The organism is Sphingopyxis sp. GW821-FHT12C06 (assembly GCF_058807415.1).
The window spans coordinates 13,918-39,151 of record NZ_JBXAQR010000001.1; the positions used below are offsets into that span (position 1 = coordinate 13,918).

General features: G+C 63.5%; 20 protein-coding genes. 8 read left to right on the forward strand and 12 right to left on the reverse strand.

Translation table 11 applies throughout. The annotated features are described in order from the left end of the window. The first annotated feature begins 155 nt into the window (after window positions 1–155). Window positions 156–1,337 carry a cystathionine gamma-synthase family protein gene (locus AC1RRJ_RS00050; protein ID WP_493119640.1) on the forward strand — a complete coding sequence of 394 codons (1,182 nt, stop codon included), beginning with the start codon at window positions 156–158 and terminating at the stop codon, window positions 1,335–1,337. 116 nt (window positions 1,338–1,453) lie between these two features. On the opposite strand, the gene AC1RRJ_RS00055 is transcribed toward AC1RRJ_RS00050, so the two are convergent. Genes AC1RRJ_RS00055 through AC1RRJ_RS00065 form a run of 3 tightly spaced genes read right to left on the reverse strand, consistent with a single transcriptional unit; the run spans window position 1,454 to window position 3,614 of the window. After that, window positions 1,454–1,762 (reverse strand): hypothetical protein, encoded by a 309-nt coding sequence (locus AC1RRJ_RS00055; RefSeq protein WP_493119641.1) that lies wholly within the window; start codon window positions 1,760–1,762, stop codon window positions 1,454–1,456. Continuing rightward, the gene (locus tag AC1RRJ_RS00060; RefSeq protein ID WP_493119642.1) at window positions 1,759–2,049 is read right to left on the reverse strand and encodes a DUF3325 domain-containing protein; all 291 of its coding nucleotides are present in this window, start codon (window positions 2,047–2,049) and stop codon (window positions 1,759–1,761) included. The genes AC1RRJ_RS00055 and AC1RRJ_RS00060 overlap by 4 nt, the downstream gene beginning before the upstream one ends. Continuing rightward, complete coding sequence (locus tag AC1RRJ_RS00065) at window positions 2,046–3,614, reverse strand: PepSY-associated TM helix domain-containing protein (RefSeq protein ID WP_493119644.1); 1,569 nt, start codon at window positions 3,612–3,614, stop codon at window positions 2,046–2,048. Before AC1RRJ_RS00065 ends, AC1RRJ_RS00060 begins: the two co-directional genes overlap by 4 nt. 490 nt (window positions 3,615–4,104) lie before the next feature. On the opposite strand from AC1RRJ_RS00065, the gene AC1RRJ_RS00070 reads away from it, so the two are divergent. After that, window positions 4,105–4,650, forward strand: a complete 546-nt coding sequence (locus AC1RRJ_RS00070; RefSeq protein WP_493119645.1) for a helix-turn-helix domain-containing protein — start codon at window positions 4,105–4,107, stop codon at window positions 4,648–4,650. Between the two features lie 56 nt (window positions 4,651–4,706). Then, the gene (locus tag AC1RRJ_RS00075; RefSeq protein ID WP_493119646.1) at window positions 4,707–5,900 is read left to right on the forward strand and encodes an MFS transporter; all 1,194 of its coding nucleotides are present in this window, start codon (window positions 4,707–4,709) and stop codon (window positions 5,898–5,900) included. 290 nt (window positions 5,901–6,190) lie between these two features. Here the strand turns inward: AC1RRJ_RS00075 and AC1RRJ_RS00080 are convergent, their stop codons facing one another. The 6 genes from AC1RRJ_RS00080 to AC1RRJ_RS00105 all read right to left on the reverse strand — a co-directional run bounded on the left by AC1RRJ_RS00080 (window position 6,191) and on the right by AC1RRJ_RS00105 (window position 14,997). Continuing rightward, entirely contained in the window at window positions 6,191–7,573 is a 1,383-nt protein-coding gene (locus tag AC1RRJ_RS00080; RefSeq protein WP_493119647.1) for an efflux transporter outer membrane subunit, read from the reverse strand. Continuing rightward, window positions 7,566–10,643 carry an efflux RND transporter permease subunit gene (locus AC1RRJ_RS00085; RefSeq protein ID WP_493119648.1) on the reverse strand — a complete coding sequence of 1,026 codons (3,078 nt, stop codon included), beginning with the start codon at window positions 10,641–10,643 and terminating at the stop codon, window positions 7,566–7,568. The genes AC1RRJ_RS00080 and AC1RRJ_RS00085 overlap by 8 nt, the downstream gene beginning before the upstream one ends. Window position 10,644: 1 nt before the next feature. Next, window positions 10,645–11,715, reverse strand: coding sequence for an efflux RND transporter periplasmic adaptor subunit (locus AC1RRJ_RS00090; RefSeq protein ID WP_493119650.1), 1,071 nt, complete (start codon window positions 11,713–11,715; stop codon window positions 10,645–10,647). A 979-nt stretch (window positions 11,716–12,694) separates the two neighbouring features. Further along, a complete protein-coding gene (locus AC1RRJ_RS00095; protein WP_493119651.1) occupies window positions 12,695–13,525 on the reverse strand; it encodes a hypothetical protein in 831 nt (276 codons plus the stop codon). A gap of 94 nt (window positions 13,526–13,619) precedes the next feature. Continuing rightward, window positions 13,620–14,837, reverse strand: coding sequence for a S8 family serine peptidase (locus AC1RRJ_RS00100; protein ID WP_493119652.1), 1,218 nt, complete (start codon window positions 14,835–14,837; stop codon window positions 13,620–13,622). Continuing rightward, window positions 14,830–14,997, reverse strand: coding sequence for a hypothetical protein (locus AC1RRJ_RS00105; protein WP_493119653.1), 168 nt, complete (start codon window positions 14,995–14,997; stop codon window positions 14,830–14,832). The genes AC1RRJ_RS00100 and AC1RRJ_RS00105 overlap by 8 nt, the downstream gene beginning before the upstream one ends. A gap of 15 nt (window positions 14,998–15,012) precedes the next feature. On the opposite strand from AC1RRJ_RS00105, the gene AC1RRJ_RS00110 reads away from it, so the two are divergent. Then, a complete protein-coding gene (locus AC1RRJ_RS00110; RefSeq protein ID WP_493119654.1) occupies window positions 15,013–15,501 on the forward strand; it encodes an RNA polymerase sigma factor in 489 nt (162 codons plus the stop codon). Next, window positions 15,498–16,202 (forward strand): anti-sigma factor family protein, encoded by a 705-nt coding sequence (locus AC1RRJ_RS00115; protein WP_493119655.1) that lies wholly within the window; start codon window positions 15,498–15,500, stop codon window positions 16,200–16,202. Before AC1RRJ_RS00110 ends, AC1RRJ_RS00115 begins: the two co-directional genes overlap by 4 nt. Before the next feature lie 687 nt (window positions 16,203–16,889). On the opposite strand, the gene AC1RRJ_RS00120 is transcribed toward AC1RRJ_RS00115, so the two are convergent. Continuing rightward, entirely contained in the window at window positions 16,890–19,133 is a 2,244-nt protein-coding gene (locus tag AC1RRJ_RS00120; protein WP_493119656.1) for a TonB-dependent receptor, read from the reverse strand. Window positions 19,134–19,534: 401 nt separating this feature from the next. On the opposite strand from AC1RRJ_RS00120, the gene AC1RRJ_RS00125 reads away from it, so the two are divergent. Next, complete coding sequence (locus AC1RRJ_RS00125; RefSeq protein ID WP_493119657.1) at window positions 19,535–20,950, forward strand: M20/M25/M40 family metallo-hydrolase; 1,416 nt, start codon at window positions 19,535–19,537, stop codon at window positions 20,948–20,950. Between the two features lie 283 nt (window positions 20,951–21,233). On the opposite strand, the gene AC1RRJ_RS00130 is transcribed toward AC1RRJ_RS00125, so the two are convergent. Next, window positions 21,234–22,553 carry a sensor histidine kinase gene (locus tag AC1RRJ_RS00130; protein WP_493119658.1) on the reverse strand — a complete coding sequence of 440 codons (1,320 nt, stop codon included), beginning with the start codon at window positions 22,551–22,553 and terminating at the stop codon, window positions 21,234–21,236. After that, the gene (locus AC1RRJ_RS00135; protein ID WP_493119659.1) at window positions 22,543–23,082 is read right to left on the reverse strand and encodes a response regulator transcription factor; all 540 of its coding nucleotides are present in this window, start codon (window positions 23,080–23,082) and stop codon (window positions 22,543–22,545) included. Before AC1RRJ_RS00135 ends, AC1RRJ_RS00130 begins: the two co-directional genes overlap by 11 nt. Before the next feature lie 214 nt (window positions 23,083–23,296). On the opposite strand from AC1RRJ_RS00135, the gene AC1RRJ_RS00140 reads away from it, so the two are divergent. Next, complete coding sequence (locus AC1RRJ_RS00140) at window positions 23,297–24,544, forward strand: efflux RND transporter periplasmic adaptor subunit (RefSeq protein ID WP_493119660.1); 1,248 nt, start codon at window positions 23,297–23,299, stop codon at window positions 24,542–24,544. A gap of 9 nt (window positions 24,545–24,553) precedes the next feature. Further along, window positions 24,554–25,234 carry an ABC transporter ATP-binding protein gene (locus AC1RRJ_RS00145; protein WP_493119661.1) on the forward strand — a complete coding sequence of 227 codons (681 nt, stop codon included), beginning with the start codon at window positions 24,554–24,556 and terminating at the stop codon, window positions 25,232–25,234.

The window sequence follows — 25,234 nt, forward strand, 5'->3', positions numbered from 1 at the left end:
CGCGCTTTGCGGCTCGACGCCGAAGTTTCGGCAAAAGACTGCGCTTGCGGTTTCTCTTGCGGCCGGGAGTGGCTCAATTCGAACAATTGTCGGCGGGTTCGCCGGTAAATCGAACGCAACGGATATTCTTCCAAACCAACTGGAGCAGATAGAAAATGGACATGGAAACACGGCAGCCTTCAACAGTAGCCGCATGGGGAGGGGAAGAGAAGCCGCTGGCTTTCGGTGCGGCGCAGGTGCCGATCGTCCAGAGCGCGCCTTTCGCCTATGACGATGTGGATTCCTGGCTTGATGTGGCCCTAGGCCGCGCTGAAGGCCACATCTACAGCCGCAACACCAACCCCACCGTCGGGGTCTTCGAGGAGAAACTGCGCTTGCTGGAAGGGGCGGAGGATGCGACCTCCTTTGCAACCGGAATGGCGGCAATTTCCAATACGCTCTTCACTTTCCTTCGCGCTGGCGACCGTGTCGTATCGATCAGTGACAGCTATGGCGGCACCAGCAAGATTTTTCTGAACTTCCTCCCGCAAATGGGGGTCGTGGTCGATCTGGTCGAGACCGGCGACGATGATGCGCTGGAGCGATCCATCGCGCAGGGCGCGCGTATCGTCTATCTGGAAACACCGACGAACCCGACGTTGAAGATCATCGATTTGCGACGGGCGATTGCCGCAGCGCAGGCCGTGGGTGCAATCAGCGTCATCGACAATACTTTCGCGACGCCGATCAACCAGAAACCACTCGCGCTGGGCGCCGATCTGGTGCTCCACAGCGCCACCAAATTTCTGGGCGGGCACGACGATGCGATGGGTGGCATTCTCGCGGGTAAACGCGAGCTGGTGCGTCAGGTCTTCCACTATCGCGAGATTACGGGTGCAACGCTGGGCGCCTTCGCGGCCTATCTGTTGCTTCGGGGCATGAAGACGCTGGACTTGCGCGTTCGCCGCCAAAACGAAACGGCATTGGCCGTCGCCCGTTTCCTGGCTTCGCATCCCAAGGTAGACCGCGTCTTCTATCCCGGGCTCGAGGATCATCCAGGGCACAAGGTCGCGGCGTCGCAGATGACCGGCTTCGGCGGCGTCCTCAGTTTCTCGCTGCACGGTGATTTCGATGCGACCAAGCGCTGCATTAATACGGCCAAGCTTGCGCATCGCGCCGCCAGCCTGGGATCGGTCAACACGCTGATCGGTATCCCCGCAACGACCAGCCATGTGGAATGCACCGCGGAAGAGCGTCAGTTGCTTGGTATTCCCGAAACGCTCATCCGCTATTCCTGCGGGATCGAGGCCTTCGAGGATTTGCGCGACGATCTCGATGCGGCGCTTGCCGCCGTATAAGAGATAGGGACGAGGCCTGCACAAGGGGGAGGGTAGCTCCGCCTCCTTGGTCGGTCTTTCTCTTCCCGCGTCGTCCCCCGTCGCTCTGCTGCAATTTGTTCGCCCGGCAGGGCGAGTTAGGGCCCGGCTGCGGGCAGCAAAAGCAATACCGCAAGCGCCGCGGGCAGGGCGATCAGCAACAGACACAGCCATGCACGCGTCGCGGTCCGCGCCTGGAAAGCCGCAAGGGCGACGAAAGAAAAAACGGTGAAGCTCGCCAGCGTGGCGGCGATCACGGCTTCCACCCTGGTCATTCCCATCCGGTCCAGAATCAGGGACAGGGCAATGGTAACAAGCGATGCCAGGGCATAGGCGCCCAGCGTGCCCGCGATCGTGCGGGACGCGGTCGCCCAGCGGCGGCGGGCCGGCGGGTTCACGGGCTTCATTTCCTGTCCTTCCGGATAATATGCTTGCGGTTGATGTCGGCGATAACGACGGCAATCGCAGCGAGGGTGAGCCAGCCGAACCAGCAGATCGCACCATAGCCCCAGCCGAGCCCCGTGCCGGCCACGACAAATGCCAGAACAAGGGCCGTCAGGCCGAATAGCCGCAGCAGCCTGCTGCGTGCTGCGGGCAATCTGCGATTCAGCCAGTCTTGTTGGTGACGGCTCATTGCGAGCATCAACAAGAAAAATCCGCCGAGCGACAAAAGGAGAGTTTCGGCGTGGATCATGCGGCGGCTCCGGCCAGTCTGTTTCGGCGCGATGAGGCCGGCTTGTCCGAAGACGAAGAAACCTTCCAGGCCATGAACGCGAAAGCGAAGGCGGTCACCAGCATCGCAAGATCCATGCCGGCGAAGATCCAGTCGTGTATCATCAGGCTGGGCCACAACCCCCGCGCTGTCGTCGCGGCATTCACGACAGGGATGAGAGCGAAGAGCAGGGCGCAGGCGGCCAGGGCCTCGGGCCAGGCCTTTTTGACCGGCCTTATGATCGACCAGCCAAGCAGCACGGCCCAGATGATGAATAGCCCGCCGATCTCCCAATCGGCGCGATGTGCCATGACGGAGGGGAGCAGCCGGTTGCCGAGGAAATAGGCCGCGATGCCGGCCGGGGCACCGGCAAGGACGCCGATGTTCAGCCTTTCAACCAGCTGGAACCCGAAATCGGCCCGATCGGCCCCCGATGTCTTCACGCGCCGTTTGACGGTCCATAATACCAGTCCGGTTGCGATCATTGCTGTCCCGACCATGCCTGAGAGGAAATAGAGCCAGCGCAGCGCAAGGTCCGAAAAGCGGCCCGTATGCAAATCGATCATCATATCGAGCGTCGCGAGCGCGGCGCCGGGTTTTTGTACGGGGCCAATGGCGGAACCGTCATGCGCGTTCAGAATGACCGCATTATGGGATCCGCCAAGACGGTCCATGCGGGGCCATATCTCGGCAACGCTGTTTGCACTGCCGGGCTGCAAGACGGTGATATAGTCAGGGCGGGCGCCTGCGGATGCCCGTTCGGCATGGGCAACGAGCCGCGTCAACGATATCGGCGGCCCCGGGACATGGCCGCCCGGGTGCAATGATGCGGCCGGGCGAAAATCTTCCCGAAAGGCGCTCGTATTGGAATAGTTGGCGATGAGCGCCCAAGGCATGATCGTAAACATAAGCGTCGCGAGACCGGTATAGGTAATCATCAGATGGAAGGGCAGCGCAAACACCCCCATGATATTATGGCCATCGAGCCAGCTGCGCTGGCCCTTGCCGAATCTGAGCGTGAAGAAATCTTTGAAGATTCTCTTGTGGGTCCATATCCCGGACAAAATTGCCACCAGCATCGACAAAGAAGCGATGCACACCAGATAATTGGCGAGCCACCATGGCATATAGTGAAGATTATAGTGAAAACGGAAAAGGAAAGCGCCGCCTTGGGTGTCGCGAACGGCGATTTCCTTTCCGGTCGTCGGATCGAGCGATACATCGACCGCTTCGGCCTTTCCGGCTCGTGGTTGCCACGACAGAATAAACGGCGCACCGCCATGGACTGGCGGAAAGGATAGCGACCAGCTTTCGGCGTCGGGGGCCCGGCTTTGCAATAGCGCCGACGCCCGCTCCAGCGCTTCGTCCGTGACCTCGGCGCGGTGCAGTTCGGGCCGCATCCAACCGGAAATCTCATGCTGGAAAAATGCCGCTGTCCCGAAGAGGAAAATGATAAAGACCAACCAGCCGGGTAACAAACCCGACCATATGTGCAGGTTCGCCATGGCCTGACGTCCGTTTGCTGCGCTTGGTGGATTTTCTGGCATAATTCTTACCCCGCCGGGTTCCGCACGCGTTCCGGGCTCAATATCGTAGAGTAGATGAAGCCCCTCTGCTCGCAAGTTGGGACCCGGATCTGTCGTGGGCCGGCCAAAACGCTACAGAGGAAATTCCTTTGCTCCATTGTTGTGATCCGGCGAGGAAATGCGGGCAATTCGCTCTTTTATACTGACGGGGACACATGTAGCGGGAAACTGCGCAATGCGGTGAAGCGATCTCTCCCGGAGTCAAGGCAAAGGGTCCGGAGCGGCGCACGACCAGTTCCGCCAGGGCCGCACAGCGGCACTGTCGCAGCCTGGTGCCACGAGCGCCATGTCTACGATCCGTTGCTGGATACCGTCCCCTTCTCGGATGCCGGGTATCTCATTCGTTGTCCCCATCCGCAGCGATGCTTTTTGAGCAGAAGATTTTCGATTGCTAGGTCACGTCAAATCTTCGAACGATGGACGAGGGCCGGTTTCAACGTATAATTGAGGGGTGCTGAAAGAGTTACCCATAGGCAGGGCGCTGCGCCGCTTTCGTCGCTTGAATGCAATCAAGCAAAGTCATGCAGCGGAGTTCTTCAATGTCTCGCAGGCCACGATTTCCCGTTGGGAAAGCGGCGTTCATGAGCCTGAGGCCGAGCACCGCCAGCGCATCACCGCGATGATTGCCGCCCATGCAGGCAATGCGGCAGATGGAGCATGGAAGCGATTGATCGAAACGTCGAGCTTGCCGGTTCACATGGTGTGCGATGCGACCCACCGGCTGCTCGCGGCCTCTCCTGCCCGCGTCGCAAGCTGGGGCAAGAATGCGGACGCCTTTCTCGGCAAATCGCTGTGGCGCTTCGCCAGCCGCGAAATCGTACTGGCTGAAGCCGGCCTCGAGGCGCTTGGCTGGTACGAGCAGCCGTTCAAGCAGCTTTGCTTCCAAACCGGTGAAAACGAAAGCGATGTCATCAAGGTCATGCCAAGCGTGATGCTTTGGGAAACCGTGCCGTTGGCCGACGGCCGGGTTGGCCGGATCACAACAACGGTCGGATGAACGTGACGCATAATTTATACGTGGCTGGAGACGCTTCTGGCGACTAGCCCCGCGGCATGGATCGCCCCCCGAATCGCATCGTCCTTTTCTGGCTTCTCGGCATCTTGGCCGCCGCCCAATTCGCCAAGATGTCGATCATTGCACCGCTTTGGCGTACCGAATGGGGGCTGTCGCTGTCCGGGCTTGGCTGGCTCATCTCGTTGCTGGAGGTTGGAGGAGCGCTGTTCGGCCTCCTCGCAAGCTTCGTCCTGGCCCGGGCAGGATTGCGGTGTTTCCTGCTGATCGGTGTCGTTACGCTCGCGGTCGCAAGCGCTGTCGAAGGCCTTACATCCGACCTGCATGTCCTCTTCTTCGCGCGTGGGGTTGAAGGCGTTGGATATCTTCTCGTGGTCATTGCCGCACCTACCGCCATCGCGGCGACTGCCGACGACCTGTCCCGACCGCGCGCGCTGGCACTCTGGAGCACCTTTGTGCCGGTCGGTATCGCAGTTGGCGGCGGACTGACCGGTGTTATGCTCACAGTCGCGGATGCGCCTGGAGTGATGCTCCTGTGGGCGGTGTTGCTCGCGGCCACCATACCGGTCGTCATGCGAATTCGGATTGCGGAATCCCGCACACACCGGACCGCACTACCCGAAGTCGCAGCCTGGATCTCGACATTGGGTTTCGGCCTTTACACCGTGTTCATCAGCATGGTGACGATGCTCCTGCCGACTTTTCTGATCGAGCAATCGGATGCGACGCTCGGTCAGGCCGCCACGGCCGCGGCGTTCACCTCGCTCGCCGCGCTGCCGGGAATGGTGGCGGCTGTGAGGCTGATGCGCGACGGCGATTTGCATAGGAGGAGCGTGATACGGGCTGCCAGCATTGCTCTTATGCTGACCGTGCCGCTTATGCTCCTTCTCTATCGGGACAGCGATGATGCCATCTTGATGCGCAGTGCATTGGCGCTGTCAGCCGTGGCGATTAGCGGCATCGTCCCGGCGTTGATGTTCGCGCGATTGCCGGGGCTTGCCGGTGCCCGTACATCAAGCGATCCACGGATCGCGACCGCCAACGGGCTGATTACGCAGTTCGGGGCTGGCGGAGCGTTGATCGGACCCCCGCTTGGCGGGATGACGGTTGCCGCGTGGGGTTGGCCAGGGCTGGGTATCTTGAGCGCACTGATTTTGGTGGCGCTGCTCATGAGCGTCGTCACGTCCGAGATACTGGCGGACGACCCCATGGCCGGCGTATCGGACAAGGGCTGAATGGCGATGGAAAGATGGCGAGCTGCTACGGCACCGGGCGGCAATGTAGCGATGTCGCGCGGCGCAAGCGTGGGCCTGATGTCGTTGCCCGCAGCGCACGCCGACAGCGTCAGATGAATGTCGGGGATGCCTGGGCCTGTTTATAAATCTCAAAAAACCAGCGAGATCGGAATGACATATTTCATCCGATGAAACCGGGTCATCGGGCAAGGAACGGGACGATGCGCGGGAACGCCGAATATCTGCCGCGAAGGAAGGTGCGCGACAGATATTCGGCTTGGTTCAGGTTTTCAGCTCCAGCCGCCGCCCAGTGCCTTGAACAAATCGATCCGTGCCGACCCCAGCTGCTGCTGCGACGTCGCCAGTGTCGCGCGAGCCTCGATCAGCGATTGCTGCGCGACGACGGTATCGAGCAGCGACACCGATCCCGCACGATAGCGCGCCTGTGCCAGAACATAGGTGGTCTGCGCCCGGTCGCGCGCTTCAGTCAGTGCTGCGTGGCGCTGCTGCCCGGCATCATATCGGGCCAGGGCCTGTTCGACTTCCTTGAGCGCGCCGATCACCTTGCCGTCGAACGTCGCGAGCGATGCGTCGCCCTGCGCCTCCGCTTGTTTGACCCGCGACCGGGCGACGGCGATATTGGGAAAGCTCCACGACAGCAGCGGCCCCAATGAAAAGCTGAAGCTGTCGCTGCCTTTCGTGTCGTCGTTGCGCAGGAAATTGCCGTTCGCGCCCAATTGGATGCGTGGATAGAGATCGGCCGTCGCGACGCCGATCCGGGCGGTGTCGGCGGCCAGGCGGCGCTCGGCCTCGCGCAGATCGGGGCGGCGGCGGAGCAGCGCATTGCCGTCGCCAATCGGGAGCGTTGTCATCGGGGCAGGGGCAATGGTGCAGTTTTGCACCTCGATCGACACATCACCCGGCTGGCCGCCGAGCAAAGCCGCGAGTTCCAGCAGCGCGACGCGGCGTTGGCCATCGAGCGCCGGGATGGCGGCGCGCGCGGTCGCAACCGCACCCGCGGCCCGTTCGACCTCCAGCCGTCCGGCCGACCCGGCCCGTTGCTGGGCGGTGACGATCCGCAGGCTGTCCTCGGCCGTCGCAAGCGATGTACGGGCGATCATCGCCGAGGCGCCAAAGGCACAGGCGTCGCCATAGGCGCGCGCGGTTTCGGCGGCGACGGTGACGCGCACGGCGTCGCGGACGGCCTCGACCGCCTCCACATCGGCGCGCGCGGCGCCGATCGCACGGCCGACGCGGCCGAACAGATCGACTTCCCACGACAGGGCGAGTCCGCCGCTGTGCGTCCATTGCTTGTCGCCGGCGGACTGCGGCGAGCTGCCCGCGGCGCTGCCATAGCTGGTGCCACCGCTGAGATCCGTGGACGGAAGCCGCCCGGCGCGCGTTTCGCCCAGCACGGCCTGCGCCTTTGCAAGATTGGCACCCGCGACGCGCAGATCGGTGTTGGCGGCGAGTGCGCGCTCGACCAGCCCGTCGAGGACGGGGTCGTCATAGAGCCGCCACCAATGATCGGGCAGCGCGGCCGTGCCGTCGACGCCATGTGCTTCGGTTATGTACGCGCCCGCCGATTTCACCTCCATCTGCGGCGGTTCATAATGGGGGCCGACGGCGCAGCCGGCGGTGGACAGGGAGAGGAGGAGGACGAGCTTACGCATATGCGATCTCCGCTTGCGCCAGTTCGGCTTCGCGCGCGCTGTGCGACGCCGCGCGATGATCCCTGGCGATCAGGCTGTAAACGGTGGGAAGGACGAAGAGGGTGAACATCGTACCGATCAGCATCCCCATCACGACGACGATGCCGATGGCGAAGCGGCTGGAGGCGCCGGCGCCGTTGGCGAAGAGCAAGGGGACGAGGCCCGCGACCATCGCCGCGGTGGTCATCAGCACCGGCCGCATCCGCACCGCCGCCGATTTGCGGATCGCCGCGATCCGGTCGAGCCCTTCGTGCTTCTGGATCTGATTGGCGAAGGACACCATCAGGATACCATGTTTGGAGATCAGGCCGATCAGCGTCACCAGTCCGATCTGGGTATAGATGTTGAGCGTCGCATAACCCAGCCACAGCGGCACCAGCGCCCCGCATATCGCCAGCGGCACGGTGACGAGGATCACCAGCGGATCGCGGAAGCTTTCAAACTGGGCCGCGAGCACGAGGAAGATCACGATCAGCGCAAAGCCGAACGATATCGTCAGCCGGTCGCCTTCGGTTACATATTGGCGGCTGTCCGAAAGCCAGTCGACGCTGGTTCCGGCGGGCAGCGGCTGGCTCTTCAGGAAATCGACCGCCTGTCCCATCGTCACGCCGGGGGCGAGGATCGCCGAAAGCGTCGCCGAATTCATCTGGTTGAACTGCGACAGACGATTGGCCTCCGGACGCATCTCCACCTTCGTTACCGTCGACAGCGGTACCAGCGCGCCCGATGCGGTCTTGATATGATATTGGCCGAGATTGTCTGGCGTCAGCCGCTTCCCCGCCGGAACCTGTGCGATGACGTCGTAGGAGCGGTCGTGCCAGTTGAAGCGGTTGACGTAATTTTCGCCGACCATCGTCGCCAGCGTGTCCGCGACCGCTTCCATCGTGATCCCCATTTCGCCCGCCTTGGCGCGATCGATGCTGATCCGCGCTTCGGGGCTGTCGAAAGCGAGGTCGCTGTCGACGAAGGCGAACAGACCGCTTTGCCACGCGGCGCCCTTTACCTTTTCCAGCGCGGCATAGAGGGTGGTGAAGTCGTCCGATGACCGGATGACCATCTGCACCGGCAAGCCGCCGCTCGACGCGGGAAGGGCGGGGGCCTGGAAGGCGGCGGCGTAGACGCCGGTGACGCCCGAACCCTTGGCGTTGAGTTCGGCCTGGACCGCATCGGCGCCGCGCTCGCGCTCGTCCCACTCCTTCAGGATGACGCCGCCAAAGCCGTTGTTGAGGCCGTCGGTGCCATTGTCGAACCAGCTGCTCACATATTCGGGAAGCCCGCGGAACATCTGCTCGACCTCATGGGCATAGCGGGTCGTGTAATCGACATTGGCATATTGCGGTGCCTTGGTCTGGACGAAGACATAGCCCTGGTCTTCCTGTGGCGCGAGCTCGCGCTGCGCGCCGGTAAACAGGATCACGATCGCGCCCATGACCACCGCGCCGACCAACAGCACCGCCGGCCGGGCGGCCAGCGTCGCACCGAGCAGGCGGCCGTATCTGTCGGTCGCGCGCTGCATATTATGCTCGATCGCACGCGACAGCTTGCCCTCGTTCATCTGGCTGTTGAGCAACAGGCTGCTCATCATCGGCGACAGCGTCAGCGCGACAACCCCCGACACCACGACCGATCCGGCGAGGGTGAAGGCGAATTCGCGGAACAACGCGCCGGTCAGTCCGCCCATCAGCCCGATCGGCGCATAGACGGCGGCGAGCGTCAGCGTCATGCCGATGACTGGCCCGACAATTTCGCGCGCACCCAACAGCGCGGCGCGGACCGGGGACAGGCCTTCCTCGATATGGCGGTGGATATTTTCGACCACGACGATCGCATCGTCGACGACCAGCCCGATCGCCAGCACCATCGCGAGCAGCGTCAGCAGGTTCAGCGAAAAGCCGAAGGCCAGCATCAGCGCGGCGGTGCCGACCAGCGAAAGGGGGATCGTCACGACCGGGATCAGCACCGCGCGCAGCGAACCGAGGAACAGGAAGATGACGATGACGACGATCACGATCGCTTCGACCAGCGTATGGCTGACCTCTTCGATCGAGGCGTTGACGAAATGTGCGACGTCGAACTGGCTGACGACCTCGACGCTCGGGGGAGCAACGCGCTGCATGTCAGGGATCAGCGCCTTGACCGCTTTGACGATCTCGAGCGGATTGCCGTCGGGCGTGGGGGTGATGGCGATGGACACCGCGCGCCGGCCCGAGCTCATCGCGTTGCTGTCATAATTTTGCCCGCCAATCTCGACGGTCGCGACGTCGCCGAGTTTGACGATGCCGCCGTCGACGCGCTTCACGACCATCTGGCGAAAGGCGTCGAGGTCGCGCAGGTCGGTACCGGCGGTGATGTTGATTGCGGTGTCGGTGCCCTTCAGACGCCCCGGGGCAGACTGGACGTTGTTCGCCCGCAGCGCCGCAGCAAGATCGCTTGCCGACAGTCCACGCGCAGCGAGGCGCACGGGATCGATCCACACGCGCATTGCCAGCGTCTGTCCGCCGCTGATTTCCGCCGATGCGACCCCCGGAACTGCGGTAATCAGCGGCTGCGCGATGCGCGTGGCGAAGTCGGTGATTTGCGGGACGGGCAGTGTGTCGCTGACGAAAGCTACATATTGCACGGCCGATGCGCCGTCGGTCATTTTCGTGATCACGGGATCATTGGCCCCGGCGGGCAGGCGATATTTCACCTGCTGCACCTTCGCCAATATCTCGGTCATCGCACGGTCGGCGTCGGCGTTCAGCACCAGCTTGGCCTTCACCTGGCTTTTGCCGAGGGTCGAGGTGGAGGTGAGATAGTCGATGCCGTTGGCGGTCGCGATCGCCTGCGCGATCGGCGTGGTGACGAAACCCTGCATCACGTCCTGCGTGGCGCCGGGATAGCCGGTGTCGACGACGATCGTCGCGCTTTCCATGTTCGGATATTCGCGCACGGGCAGCGAAAAAAGCGCCGCGCCGCCGACGAGCAGGATCAACAGGCTGACGACCACCGCCAGAATCGGGCGACGGATGAAAATGTCGGTAAAAGCCATCTCAGCGCGCTCCCTTGCGCTGCGCCGGGCGAGCGGGCGCGAGTGTAACGGGCGCGCCGGGCTGGACGCGAAGCTGGCCGCTGGTCACGACGACATCGCCGACCTTGAGGCCGCTGGTCACGACCACCTTGTCGCCAAAGCGGCGGCCGGTCGTAACGGGAACGATCTCGGCCTTGCCGCCGCGGCCGTCCTTGCCCATCTTCACGCGGGTGATGCTGTCGCCCGATGCCGACGTCTGGATCGCGGAAGTCGGGACGATCAGCGCACCGGCGATCGGTGGCAGGGCAAGGCGCGCCGTCACATACATGCCGGGACGCAGCGCAGCGCCCGGATTGGGCAGGGTCGCCTGCACCATCACATTGCGCGTATCCTTGCCGACGTGCGGCTCGATCGCGGTAACCCGCGCCGTAAAGCGCCGGTCGGGCCATGCGTCCGACAGGATGTCGACGATCGCGCCGGGCTTCAGCCGGGAGAAGTCCTGCTGCGGCACCGCGAAATCGACATAGAGGCTGTCGAGCGCGGTCAGCGTCGCGACCGGATCCCCGGGGTTGAGATATTGGCCGAGATTGACCTGTCGCACGCCGAGCGTTCCGGCGAAGGGCGCGCGCAGTTGCTTCTGCACGATCCGCGCGTCGATTTGCCGAACCGCCGCCTGCGCCTGCGCCTGCTCGGCGCGCCGCTGTTCGAGCAGTTCGCGCGGCTCCGCGCCCGAGGGTTCCAGTTCGCGCGAGCGTGCAAGTTGAAGCCCCGAAAAATCGGCCTTGGCTTTTGCTGCTGCGCGATCCGCGCGTTCGGGCGCGTCAAACAGCTGCACAAGCAACTGGCCCGCGCCTACCTGTGCGCCGGCAGCAAACCGGATCGCGGTCACGCGCCCCGCTACTTCGGGGGCCAGCACGACTTCGCGAACGGCGCGGAGCGAGCCGATCGCCTCCAGCGCCGCGGGCACATCGGTCGGGGTGACGATGGCCGTGGCCACCGGCACCGGCGGCGTCTGGCTTGGTGCATTTTCGGCAGTCCGCGCCGATCGCCAAGCATAGAGACCGCCGATCAGAAGGAGGAGGCTGGCACCCACCAGCAAGATCGGACGCCAGCGGAGTGCGCGAGGGGGTGGAGATTTGGGGGAGTATTCGGAAGACGACATGGGGGCCTCTCAGAAACCGACCGGTGGTCGGTAATGTTGCGAATGATGATTGGTTGTGCTGGAGCGAGCCAAGGTGCTCGCTTCCCGGATGGAAGCGCTGCTAGACCACTCTTGTGTCAGGCTGAGATCCCGGCTCGATGAAAAGTCGGCGCAGATCTCCGCGCTCATCTCTTGCGGAGTGCACGGCACGGCTGACGATGGGTTGACGGCGGGCCGGTCCGCGAGCTGGATGAGGCTGCCGTTCGCACGGCTCTCCAGGCGCATGCCTACGGGCTAGACGGCCCGTTATTTTGTTGAGTTTGTACAAGCTACGCTCCCATGCGCGAATCAGGGAGCCCTCCTATAAAATCTCAACTCAGGTTGAGGTAAAGCGATAAGTTTGGGATTCGCCGGCTCAGGCTGAAAATCATGACGTAACAGACAGGCCCGCCTCGCGCGTTTGCGGGCCAAGAGCGTGATGCTACCGGCCAAGTTCGACAGTTCGATTCAGCTGTCATCACCTGAAGTATTTTGACTTCTTGTACCCGACGGCCAGCGCATTGCGTTGCGCGATACGCGCCACAGGGCCGCTCGAAAATGCAGCCTTGGCTGGTTCAGAGCCGCTTTTCCAATTTTCCTCTGAAAGCTGCCTGACTGCTAGTGACCAGCTACGGCATATGCACTGTCGGTATACAGGCCTGAAACGGAGCGTTTCGACAGGTACTCGAGAGAATTTGGGTGCTATAACAATTTGCGGCACTGAAACGCTTGGTCACCGCAACCTCACTTCCTGTTCAAAACCGGACATCCAGAACGCGGCACACAACCGATTTCTGCGGGCAACAAAACGGGCGAACCGCATCGCAGTCCGCCCAGTGATCGATCGGCGTCATTTTTTTGGGGCGCCGCCGCCGATCACCCCTTTGATCAGTTATTCGCTGCTGTCCTGCTGCTCTGCGGCCTTCTTGAGCTGGCCTTTGTTCATGCCGGTCACGAGGGCATAGCCCGAGCCGGCAAAGCTGGCAGCGGGCAGTGTCGCCACGCGATTGCCGACCTCGACCGTCACCGCCTGTACGACGCCGCGGCCGGTCTGGCGCAATTCCTGGACATGGCCGATCACCTTGCCGCGCTGATCGGTGACGGGCATGCCGGGAGCCACCGCGAACATGCCGTTGCCACTGGCTGCGCCGCTGCCGGCGGCGGCGAGTTGGCCAAGACTGCCTTGGAAACTGTCGGCCGCCGAGCCAGCGCCGCTGGCGGTGCCTGAGGCGCCTGAAAGCGTACCGCTGGCCTGATCGCGAACATTGCCGGCTGCGCCCCTTGCCGTTCCAGCCATTGTCGAGGCGGTGCCCTGCGTGGTCCCGACGGCGTCGCGAGCGGTCTGGCCCATGAAATCGGTACCGACGGCCTGCGCGTCGAGGCTGCCACTTCCCGAGGCACCGCCCGAGCCATTGGCGCCGCCGCCGATTGCGCTGCCGAGCAGACCGGCATTGCCATTCGCATTTGCGCTGCCCTCGCCCCGGACACGGCCCGAGCGGCGGTCGACATTGGCGTCGCTGCGCCCCGAACCGGTTATATCGCCGGCGGTGCTGAGGGTGCCGCCGATCGGCCCGGCCGGAATGTCGAGCGTGCCGCCCAGCGTTCCGCCGAGGCCGCCGCCCAATCCGCCGCTGCCGCCGAGCAGCTGTGCTGAGGCGGGGCTTGAAAATGCCATGGCCGTCGCAGCGAGCACGAGAGCCGAGATGAAAATGCGATGTGCCATTGTCCTTCTCCTTAGTCTTGCGGCCCGGAGGGGTGGGCCTGAAGGAAGAACGATGGCGTGTTCGAATTTCTTCCGAAGAATAATCCCGGATGGATCAGCGGCCGCCGCAATCCTCGCAAATCAACCCCTGGCCGTAGACTTTGTCGCGGCCCTTTTTGCCAAGGTCGCGCGCTTCGAAGACCAGCGCGGAAACCGCTGGTCCGATCCGGCCGATCGCCGGCGCCGGATAGCGGAGCGCGAGGCGCCCGGCGACGAGCGGCGCGGCGAAAGATGTGCCGCGCAGGCGGTCGGTCGTGTCCGCACCTGTCGCCGCGAGCACGGCGTCGCCCGGTGCGGCGAAGTCGACGTGGAGTGCGCGGCCTGCCTCGGGCAACGCGCGATCCTTCGCATCGACGCCGGTCACCGCGAACACGCCTTTATAAGATGCAGGGTAAGCGGGAGGAGCCGCTGGGCCGTCATTGCCGACCGCCGCGACGATCAGCATGCCGCGCTGCTGCGCGCGTGCGACGGCGGCCGCCAGTAGCTTGTTATCGGGCCCGACGAGGCCGATCGTCGTCACTGCGACACCGCGCTGAACCAGCCAGCCGAGCGCGCGCGCGATGGCGCTTGCGTTGCCGCCCGCCGGATCTGAACCATAGACGTCGGCGGCGAGAAGATTCTGCCCTGGCGCTGAACCGCGCACCGGGCTGTTTCCGATCAGCAGCGAGGCGATCGCGGTGCCGTGACGGCTGGCATAAGGCGCGCCAGCGGCGAAGCCGTGCTGCTCGACGCGGCCAGCGACCGACGAATGCGCGGCAACGCCCCCGTCGATCAGGCCGAGCGATGCTTTTCCCGCCGACGCGACGGTCGCTAGGGCAGCGGTAGGCAGCGCCCCGCCCGGACCGCTCGCGAAATAGATATGGTCGGCATCGACTTCGGCGCCGGGAAGCAGCTTGGCGAGTTGCTTTTGTGCGCGGCCAAGGCTGGCTCCCTCGGGAACCCCGAAACGAGCGATGTCGAGGTCAAGGCCTCCGATACGATCACGATCGACCAGCCGGAACCCGTCCTTCGCCGCGCATGCGATCATCGCGTCGTCGACGCCTGCCGCGACGAGAATACCGCGCACCGCAGGTTGCCCTTCGCGGTCGGGCTCGATGCGCTCGCGGTTGTTGCGCAGCAGTGTGGTGAGCCGGTCGAGCCGTATCTGTGCGAGCGTGTCGCCTACGGCTATCAACGGTTCGGCGCCGACACTCGGCAGCGATGGCAGGGTGCGCGCGGCATCGGGAAGCTGGAGTGGCGGCAGCGCGACCTGCGCGATGGCGCGATCAGCCATAACGGTGAACGGAAGGGGAATCGTCAGCATCAGGGCGATCAAAACGCGCATCGAAATTCCTTGTACCGACCAGATTGGCAGACAGCGAACCGGCCACGTCCCAAAAATTTAGCATGCTGCGGAAGAAACGATAGAGCGGCGTCGTTTCTTCCTCGGACATGGCGAAAAGGCGGATATGCGCTTCGAAGAGGAACTGGTCGAATTGCTACCGCGCCTGCGCCGGTTTGCGCGCGGGTTGGTTCGCGATGCGAGCGACGCCGACGATTTGTGCCAGGCCGCGATCGAACGCGCGCTGAAATCGCGTGACCAGTGGCAACAAGGAACGAGGCTGGATAGCTGGATGTACCGTATCACTCGTAATCTCTGGATCGACGAGCGCCGTGCCGCAGGCCGGCGCGGCATTCATACACCGATCGACGATGCGGTCACGCAACTCGCGGGCGACGGCACCGCCGAGGTGGAGGCAGGGGGGCTGCGCGGTGATGTCGACGGCGCGATGGCGCGGCTTCCCGACGAACAACGCGAGGTCGTGATGCTCATACTCGTCGAAGGCTATGCCTATCGCGAGGCAGCGGACATACTCGGTGTGCCGATCGGCACGGTTACCTCACGCCTTGCACGCGGGCGCGAGACGTTGATGCTTTATCTGGGAGAAGCGGCATGAGCTTTGACCCTGCAACCGTCGCCGCCTTCGTCGATGGCGAACTCGACGACCTGACGGTGCGACGGATCGAGCGTGAGGCCGAGACGGACGCGGTGCTTGCGGCGGAGATCTCACGACACCGAACGCTGAAGGCACAGCTGACAGCGCATTACGGGCCTGTTGCACAAGAGGCCGTTCCCGAACGGCTCCGGTCGCTGCTTGCCGTCGATGACAAGGTCGATACCAGCCTTGCCGGTCGCCGCGCGGCGAAACGCGCACGCTTCAGCGGCATTCACTGGGGCGCTATCGCCGCCTCGCTGGCGCTCGGCCTGATGATCGGACTGCGCCCGTGGATGCCCGCCGCCGACGTGGCAACGGATAATGGTGTGCTGATTGCGGCGGGACCACTCGCCAAGGCGCTCGACACGCAGCTCGCCTCGAATCAGCCCGCCGACGCCGCGGTGCAAATTGGCCTTAGCTTCGAGGACAGGGCTGGTCGCTATTGTCGCAGCTTCGAAAGCGGCACGCTCGATGGTATCGGTTGTCGCGAAGGTGGATACTGGCAGCTCGAGCGGACGTTGCGGGGCCAGGCAAGCGGTGACTATCGGCAGGCCTCGTCAGGCGAACTCGCTGGCGTGGTAGCAGGAATGATGGGACGTGAAGCGCTCGACGCTGGAAGTGAACGCAAAGCGCGCGATGCAGGCTGGATCCATCGGCAATAGGTTGCTGATGCGTCTGCAGTACCGTTCCAAAAGTCGCTTGCCTGCAATCGCCCTAAATCGGTCGCCGCCGCGCGATCTCGGCAAGGCGCCATCGCCAAACACCCGGCTGGAAGGTTGGGGAGTGTTGCCTAATGTTTCCCAACGCTTGTATTCCTACTCTCAGGTACGCTTGATCGATTTTGCCTTTGAAGGGGGAGGCAAAGTACGACAGTTTATCTGTGAGCAAGATTGGCATTGCTTTCCGGCGCCGATTGATAATGTTGGGGGCTCATTGAGCCGCTGGATACGCAAAGCTAGGGTGCCTTGGCGTAGCCTTTCGTGCGTTTGGAAAGAAATGGCTCCGCTTCGTGGAGGAAATTCGAACCGCCCTTTGGAAAGAAGCGAAAAACATCGGCCTTTTGCTGCAAAGCTACCGAATGATCTCGGAGGAAATTGCAAACGGACGGACGAAGGGGATGAGGTAATCAGCGTCCGCTTTGCACCCGATCTAAGTCGTAGCCAGCTCTACAACGGCTGCCCGAAACCTGCCGTTCGTTGTCGCCGGAACGAGGCCTGATGCCCGGCCTTTCGATTGCCGACTTCCGCATAGCTTGCCTGAAAACCGATTGAAGGAACAGTCGGCCAAAATACAACGGCGTGGCCGGTGCGAACCTGCGTTCGCACCGGCCACGCCGCCGCCCAGGCGGGTTAGAATTTGAAGCCGGCCTCCACCGAAATGCTGCGCGGTGCTTCGACATAGAGGATCGCACGCGAAACGGTCGTTGTCGGCGTCGTGAGCGGGAATGCGCTGCCGGTGGTGAGCTTGTTCGTCAAATTCTTGCCAATGACGGCAAGGTGCCAGCCGCTATCGGCGTCCGAGAGCTCGACCCGCGCGTCGATTTTCGCATAGCCATTTTGGACGCCATAAACGGGGCTTTGATTGTCGGCGTTGAAGAATTTGGACCGCGCGGTGACGATCGCCGTCGTGTCTAGGTTTAACGTATCGGAGAGCGAGGAGCCCCAATGGACCTGGACATTTCCGCTGAATTTCGACGCGAACGGCGGTGAGTAGCCCTTGAGGTTGTTGGCTTCTACACTCGCAGGAACGGCCGGGTTGCAGACGTCGATCGGCTGCGACGCCAGGCAGGGTGCCCCGAGGAAATCATCATATTTGATGTCCTGATATGCCCCGGATGCGGTGATATCGAACTGGCTGCTCGGCCGGATGGCGATAGAGGCTTCGACGCCCTTGGAAGAGGCGCTTGCGGCATTCCCCGTTCTGTAGGACGAAATCTGTGCGTCATAAAATGACACCTGGAGATTATCGAACTTGGTATTGTACAACGAGATATTGAGGTCGAGCAGGCGGTCGAACAAGGTGGATTTCAGGCCGATTTCATAGTTGGTCGAGCGTTCGGGCTTGAATTTGAATGTCTCATCAACCGTGCCATAGGTGTTGCTGACGAAGCCACCCGATTTCGACCCCTTGCCGAAGGTCGCATAGACCATGACCTTGGGCGCCACATCAAATTGCACGGTGGCGGACGGATCGAGATTCTCTTCGCTCAGGCTCCCAACAGCGTTGGTCATCGGGCGTGTCGGATATGGCCCCGAAACGAGGCGCGCGGCATAGGTCGCATCCTTGCTTGTGTGTGAATAGCGCAGGCTGCCGATCAGGCGAAGCGCCTCGGTGGCGCGAAGTGTCGCCTGGCCGAAGACCGAATAGGATTCGGCCTCCTGCTCGAACCGGCTCTGCTGCGACGCGACATAGTTGAGTTGCGTCCGGTTGAAGCGCGAGTTGGTGATCAGTGTATAATTGGATTTATCGTAATAGGCGCCCACGACATATTCCAGCGTGCCGCCGGTCGGCGACAACAGCCGGATTTCTTGCGAGAGTTGGTCGAAACGCTCGGGATAGCTGTTGGCTGTGGTGTTGGGGGTATAGCCGCCACCCGGAATGGTCTGATCGAAACCATTGATCGTATTCGCCTTGAACCAGGAATAGCCGGTCACCGAGGTCAGCGTGAAATCGCCCAGCGACAGGTTTCCGGTGCCGGTCGCCATCACCGATTCGGTGTGCGAGCCTTCGCGGCCAAGGTCGGTCTGGGTCACATAGCGGGTAAGGCGCGGCTGCTGACGCGTGGTCAGCGGGCTGGCGACCGTGATGCCGCCGTAAATGTCACGATCGACATATTCGAGCTTGGTCGTGTAATCGAAACTGTCGGACGGCTCCCACTTCACCGTCAGGCGCGCGAGCTTTTGCCGCTGTTCGCCATCGGCATGGTCGGTTGCCAGATTGTGCATATAGCCGTCCTGCTGGACGATCTTATAAGCGAAGCGTGCGCTCAGCGTGTCGGTGACGGGTCCGGACACATAGCCCGAGACATCGACGCCCTTGAAATCGAAATTGTAGAGGAGGTTCAGCGAGCCTTCGACATGGCGGGTGGGCGCCGCCGAGACGACGCTGACGGCGCCTGCGGCAGTGTTCTTGCCGAACAAGGCACCCTGCGGGCCGCGGAGAACCTCGACCCGGCCGAGATCGAAGAAGGGAGCCTGCGCCTGGCGCGATCGCCCGGCATAGACGCCATCGACATAGAGGCTGACCGACTGGTCGAAGCCGAAATTTGCCGGCGGTGAACCGAACCCGCGAATATAGATCACGTCGTTTCCGGCCGTCGACTGGACGAAGACGTTTGGGACATAGTTCATGATCTGCTTGAAATCATTGGCATGGAATGCGTCGATCATCTCGCCGCCGACCACCGCCATGGAGATTGGCACGTCCTGCAGATTTTGTTCGCGCTTTTGCGCGGTCACGATGATTTCGCCGTTGGTTCCCGCCGTTTCGGCGCCGTCGTCGCTGGTTTGCGCCGCCGCCGACGACGCCAGCACGGGCACCAGCGCAAAGATTGCGGCGCCTGCCAAAAGCTTGCCTGTGAAATATAATGACATCTGGATCCTCTCCGTCCCTTCCACCCATTAAGGGTGCCGGTTTTTATTTTGGAAAGCTTAGCAAGCTAACCAATAATGCTTCGTATGCTAAGAGATTGTCCTTGTCCAGAATGTTTGAAAAAAAGGCGGCTTCGACCGATTTCGGACATAATATATTGCAAAGAAGTGATAAATTTCATTTTTTCCAAGGTGGAGCTGCCCTCGCTTGACACCGTCCGACGATCTTTGCATGTTAAATGCTTAGCTTGCTAAGCTAATCAGGATTTCGGCGGACTGCATTCCATGGACACGAGGTAGGCGGCCCTCGATGAACTCACCCCAATGCGGGAAGGCGGTTTTTGGCGATCGGCTCGATCATGAAATCCTGTCAGGCAAGCTCGGTTCAAATGGGAGGCATTCATATGCGACGCAAAGCTTATCTTCTGGCTCTCTTGCTGGGGGTGGCGCCGCAGGCGAATGCTCAGTCGGCCGGCCCGTATCCGGGTGAAGCCAAATTCCGCACCATTTACAAAGAGCTTGTCGAAACCAATACCACGCTATCGACGGGCAGTTGCACCTTAGCGGCGGAGCGCATGGCGACGCACCTGCGCGCGGCCGGCATTCCCGATGCTGACCTACACCCGTTCGTCCATCCCGATTATCCCCAGGGCGGCGGGCTAGTCGTCACTTATCCCGGGAGCGATCCCAAGGCCAAGGCCGTCCTGATGCTCGCGCACCTAGATGTCGTCGAGGCCAAGCGCGAGGATTGGACGCGCGATCCCTTTACCCTGATCGAAGAGGATGGCTATTTTTACGGGCGGGGCACGGTCGATGACAAGGCGATGGCCGCGGTCGGCGTCGATATGCTGATCCGGTACAAGCAGGAAGGCTATCAGCCGCGCCGGACGATCAAGCTTGCCCTGACCTGCGGCGAAGAGAGCAACGCCCCGTTCAATGGCGCCGCCTATCTGGCCGAGCATAAACGCGACCTCATCGATGCGGCCTTTGCGGTGAACGAGGGCGGTTTCGGTCAGATGGACGCCGACGGCAAGCGGCTCTACCAGGCGATCTCGGTCGGCGAAAAGCTGGTCGCGACCTTCACCCTGGAAACGGTGAACCGCGGCGGGCATAGCTCGATCCCGCGCCCCGACAATGCGATCTATGATCTTGTCGATGCGTTGTGGCGCATACAGCGCTTCCAGTTTCCGGTGACCTTCAATGACACGACGCGCGATTTCTTCACGCGCCGCGCCAAGACGGCCCCGCCCGAACAGCGCGGTGCGATCGCCGCTTTGCTGAAAAATCCGCAGGACGCGGCTGCGCGCGCGTTGCTGGAGCGCGATCCCGGTTTCAATTCCATTTTGCATACGACCTGCATCCCGACCCAGCTCGACGCGGGTCATGCGGTGAATGCCCTGCCGCAACGTGCCCGGGCCACGGTGAATTGCCGCCTGTTTCCGGGCGTTTCACCCGTCGAAGTTAAGGCAGACCTCGAACAAGTGGTTGATAATCCAGGGGTGACCTTCACACTCCATGCAAACAGAAAGGGCGCCATTCCGCCGCCGCCGCTCGATCCCAAAGTGCTCGGACCTGCCGAAGCACTGGCCAGCAAAATGTGGCCGGGCATTCCGCAATTAAGGATGATGCTGGCGGGTGCCACCGACGGCGCTTATCTTGGCGCAGTCGGTATTCCGACATATGGCATCCAGGGCTTTTTTGCGGACCCGGATTCAAACGGCGTGCATGGCCTGAACGAGCGAATACGGGTGACGACTCTCTTTGAGAGCCGCGACTATCTGTACAAATTGATGAAGCTTTATGGCGACCAAACCGACTGAAGGCCCGTCATGCCGGGCGTTTCAGAGGCGTCTCACTCCCGCATCCGCTTTCGCGTCACCTTAACGCTACAGGGACAGCGAATGTCCGCTTCTCGTGGTTCTGCCTCCAAAAGCTGACCGACAAGCATCGGCCAGTTTGAGCGGAAGAGCAGCTCGGCAGCAATGCGCCTCATTGCAGCCATTCTGTTTGTGATGTCTTTCCACCAAAAGCGGCCGTTAAATGCCAGCTATCCGGAATTGATGCCCGAAAGCCGTTGATCTGGAATCGGTCATTCCGTTCGCATCACATCCGCAGTTGCATCGACAGCTTCGTCCCGGCTGGTAGTGGTTCGGCGGTCAGCGCACCGCCGTGCGAGATCGCGATCTGGCGCGCGATGGTGAGCCCGATCCCGCCGCCGTCGGCCTTGGTTGTGTAGAAGGGGAGGAAGATGTCTTCGGCGTCGGGGGGAAGGCCGGGGCCGTTATCCTCGACGGTAAAGCACAGCATGTCGCCGGCGATGTTCCAGCCGAGGGTTACCACGGGTTGCGGCCGATCCGCGGCGGCTTCAATGGCGTTCTTGAGCAAGTTGAGCAGCGCCTGTTCGACGAGCTCGCGGTCGATCGCGACGACGGCGCCGGGCGCGGCGGCGTCGATCCGCAGCGCGGCGCGCGGGTCGAACCCCCGCGCGAGCGCGACCATGTCGGCGCCGAAGGCCGCAAGGTCGACGGGCTCGGGGCGCGGCTGGGGGGTAGCGAGGCATTGGCGATAGCGTTCGACGAAGCCTATCAGATGCTGCGCGCGCCGCGCGATCGTGGCGGCGGCCGCGGCGGCCTGCGTGCGATCGACGGGGGCGGTGGGATCGAGCGCGGCGAGGCTTTCGGCGAGCGAGATCACAGGGCTCAGCGAATTCATCATTTCATGCGCGAGAACGCGGCTCAGCCGGTGCCAGGCGTCCGTTTCGACCGCTCCGAGCTTTTCGGCGACGGTCTGCACCGCGATCAGCCGACGCTGCGATCCGTCGGCGATGTCGAAGAGCCCGACCGAGGCGTGCGCGCTGCGGCCGTCGGCAAGGCGCAGCAGACGCCCTGCTTCGGGGCGGCTGGCGAGCAGCGCGGCGGCGTCGGTGGCGGCGAAGGCGGGATGATCGGCGAAGCGCGCGGGGGCGGCGGGCGCGAGCGCGCGCGCGGCGCGATTGGTGCGTAGCAGGGCGCCCGCAGCGTCGGTCAGGAACAGTGCGGCGGGGACGGTGTCGAGCAGGGCGTCGTCGCTATGCGCCTGTGTGCGGTGCCGGGCCTCGCGCTGCCGCATCGCATCGACCGCGCGGACGATCGCGGCGTCGAGATCGGCGAAAGCCGAGGGCAGGGCTGACGGCCGGTCGTCGACCGCGATCGCGAGTTGATCGGCGAGTTCGCGCATCGTCCGCTCGGCCTGGCGCGCGGCGCGAACGAGCGCGAACAGTGCGGTGATTGCGACTCCGCCGGCGATCAGCGCGAGCGCGGGTCTGCCCGAGAGGAGCAGCGCAGCGCTGCCTGCCGTGAAACAGCCCGCGGCGAGCCCGCGCGCAGCGAGCCCGGCAGCGAACGACCAGTGGCGCTTGCCGCCGCGTTCGCCGCTAGAGCCCATGTTTCTCGATGCGTCGGTAGAGGGCGGGCCGGGTGATGCCGAGCGCCGCTGCGGCGCGGCTGATATTGCCGTCGGCGCGTTCGATCGCGCGCTCGATCGCGTGGCGCTCGATCGTCTCGAGGCTCATCGCCGCGCCGGCGCGCTGGCGCGCGGTCAGCTCGATCGCCGCGCCGATGGCGGCGACGAGCCGGTCGTTGCGCCAGGGTTTGAGCAGGAAATCGCACGCGCCGCGCTTGAGCGCCTCGACCGCGATCGCGACGCCGCCGAACACCGTGAGCACGACGATCGCCAGCGTGGGATCGGCGATGCGCAGCTGGTCGATCGCGCCGAGCCCGGCGCGGCCGTCGCGCTGGTCGGGGCGGAAGTTCATGTCGAGCAGGATCGCGGCATAATCGCCGAGCGGCATCGGATCGGGAAGCGCATCGGGTCCGGGCACATGCTCGACCTCGGCGACGCCGCGGAGCGCGAGGCCGATCGCCTGCGCGATCGCCTGATCGTCTTCGATCAACAGGATTCGGGGGCTGTCCATCGCGCGATCTTACCGGAGCCCGCGTGCGCAGGGAACCTGAGCAAAAGCAGGCGCTTGCGGGGGCTGGCCGGCGAATCGCGCGATGGCGCTGTCCGATCCCGGACACTGGTCCGGTCGAAAGACGCGGAGTGTTCGAGTCAAGTGTTTGAGAATGTTGAATTTCCTGTTTTTGCCTGGTCAAGCGATACTGGAGGCATGAGGAGCTTGTGACCCCATGGACGAACCCTTGCGGCAAAACTGGCTGCGGCGTCATCGCTGCGGAGCCGGGCTGGCGTCTGGGCTGATGGTCGCCGCGCTGGCCCTTGTGATCGGCGTGCGCCAGTTCGCGACGCCGTCGCTGTCGGTGCCGGCGGGTGAGGTCGCCGTCGCGCGCGCCGAGCGCGGCCTGTTTCGCGACATGACGAGCCTGCAGGGGCAGATCGAACCGCGCGACATCATCTATCTCGACGCCGCCGAGGGCGGACGGGTGCGCCGCCTGTTCGTCCGGTCGGGCGACCATGTTGCGGAAGGCCAGCCGCTGGTCGAGTTCACGAACACGACGCTTGAGCTCGATATCCTCTCGCAGGAAGCACGGCTGATCGAATCGATCACCCAGCTTCAGGCGTATCAGCAACAACTCGAACAGGACCGCAGCGACAATGCGCAAGCGCTGGCGTCGACCCGTTACGACCGCACACGCGTCGACCGCGATCTTCGCCGCAGCCTTCCACTCGCGGCGCGGGGGTTCGTGCCGGCAAAGACGATCGACAGCCTGAAAGACGAGCAGCGCGCTGTCGCCGACCGGCAGGCGATCCAGGAAGCGCGCGAGCGGCGGCAGAGCAGGCTGAGTGCGCTGCAGGCGCCGCAGATCGAAACGCAGCTTGCGACGCTGGGCAGGAGCCTCGCGGTTACGCGCGCAAAACTCGGCGATCTGACCGTGCGGGCGCCCGCGGCGGGGCGCCTGTCGGCGTTCGACGTCAAGCTTGGCGAGAATCGTAACCGCGGCGACCGGCTGGGCGAGCTGGCGCTCGATACGGGCTTTCGCGTGTCCGCGCGCGTCGACGAATATTATCTGGGGCGCGTGCACGTCGGGCAGCGCGCCGAGGTCGACGGGCGCCGCGCCGAACTGGCAGTGTCGCGCATCTATCCGCAGGTGACCGGTGGATCGTTCCGGGTCGACCTCGATTTCGTACGCGGCGAGCCGTCGGGGCTTGTCGCTGGCGAGGCCGTTCGCGGCCGCCTGTCGCTTGGCGCCGATCGTCCGGCGCTGCTGCTTCCCGCCGGCGCCTTTCTCGAGGCGTCGGGCGGCCGCTGGGTCTTCGTGCTGGCGCGCGGCGGCGCTCATGCCGAGCGCCGGTCGATCCGGACCGGCCGGCGCAACGCCGAACAGGTCGAAATTCTGGCGGGGCTGGCGCCCGGCGACCGCGTGATCACGTCCAGCTATGATGGCTGGGACGCGTATCGGCGCATCAACCTTCGATAGGAGACAATCATGCTGCGCGTAGAGACCATCTCGAAAAATTACGAGACCAGCGAGGTGCGCACGCATGCGCTGAGCGATGTGTCGCTGGCCGTCGGCGAAGGCGAGTTCGTCGCCATCATGGGGCCTTCGGGCTGCGGCAAGTCGACGTTGCTCAACATCCTCGGTCTGCTCGATCGCCCCGACGGCGGGCGCATCGAATTGCTCGGCGAGGATGTGAGCCGCGCGAGCGAGCGCGAGCTGACCCGTCTGCGCCGCGCCGCGATCGGTTTCGTGTTCCAGAGCTTCAACCTGGTCGACGAACTGACCGTGGCGCAGAATGTCGAGCTGGGGCTGCTCTATCGCGGTACGGGCGTGCGCGAACGGCGTGAACGCGTCGCGCTGGCGCTCGACCGGGTCGGCATGCCGCATCGTGCCCGCCACCTGCCCAAACAGCTGTCGGGCGGTCAGCAGCAGCGCGTGGCGGTCGCGCGCGCGCTCGTGTCCGACCCGCGCCTGATCCTCGCCGACGAACCGACGGGCAATCTCGACACCGCCAACGGCGAGGCGGTGATGGACCTGCTTCAGCAGGCGGTCGGACAGGGGACGAGCGTCGTGATGGTGACGCACTCGCTTTCGCAGGCCGACCGCGCCGATCGCAAGATCCAGCTGCTCGACGGCCGGGTCGTCAGCCAGACGCAGCTGGGTGCCTGA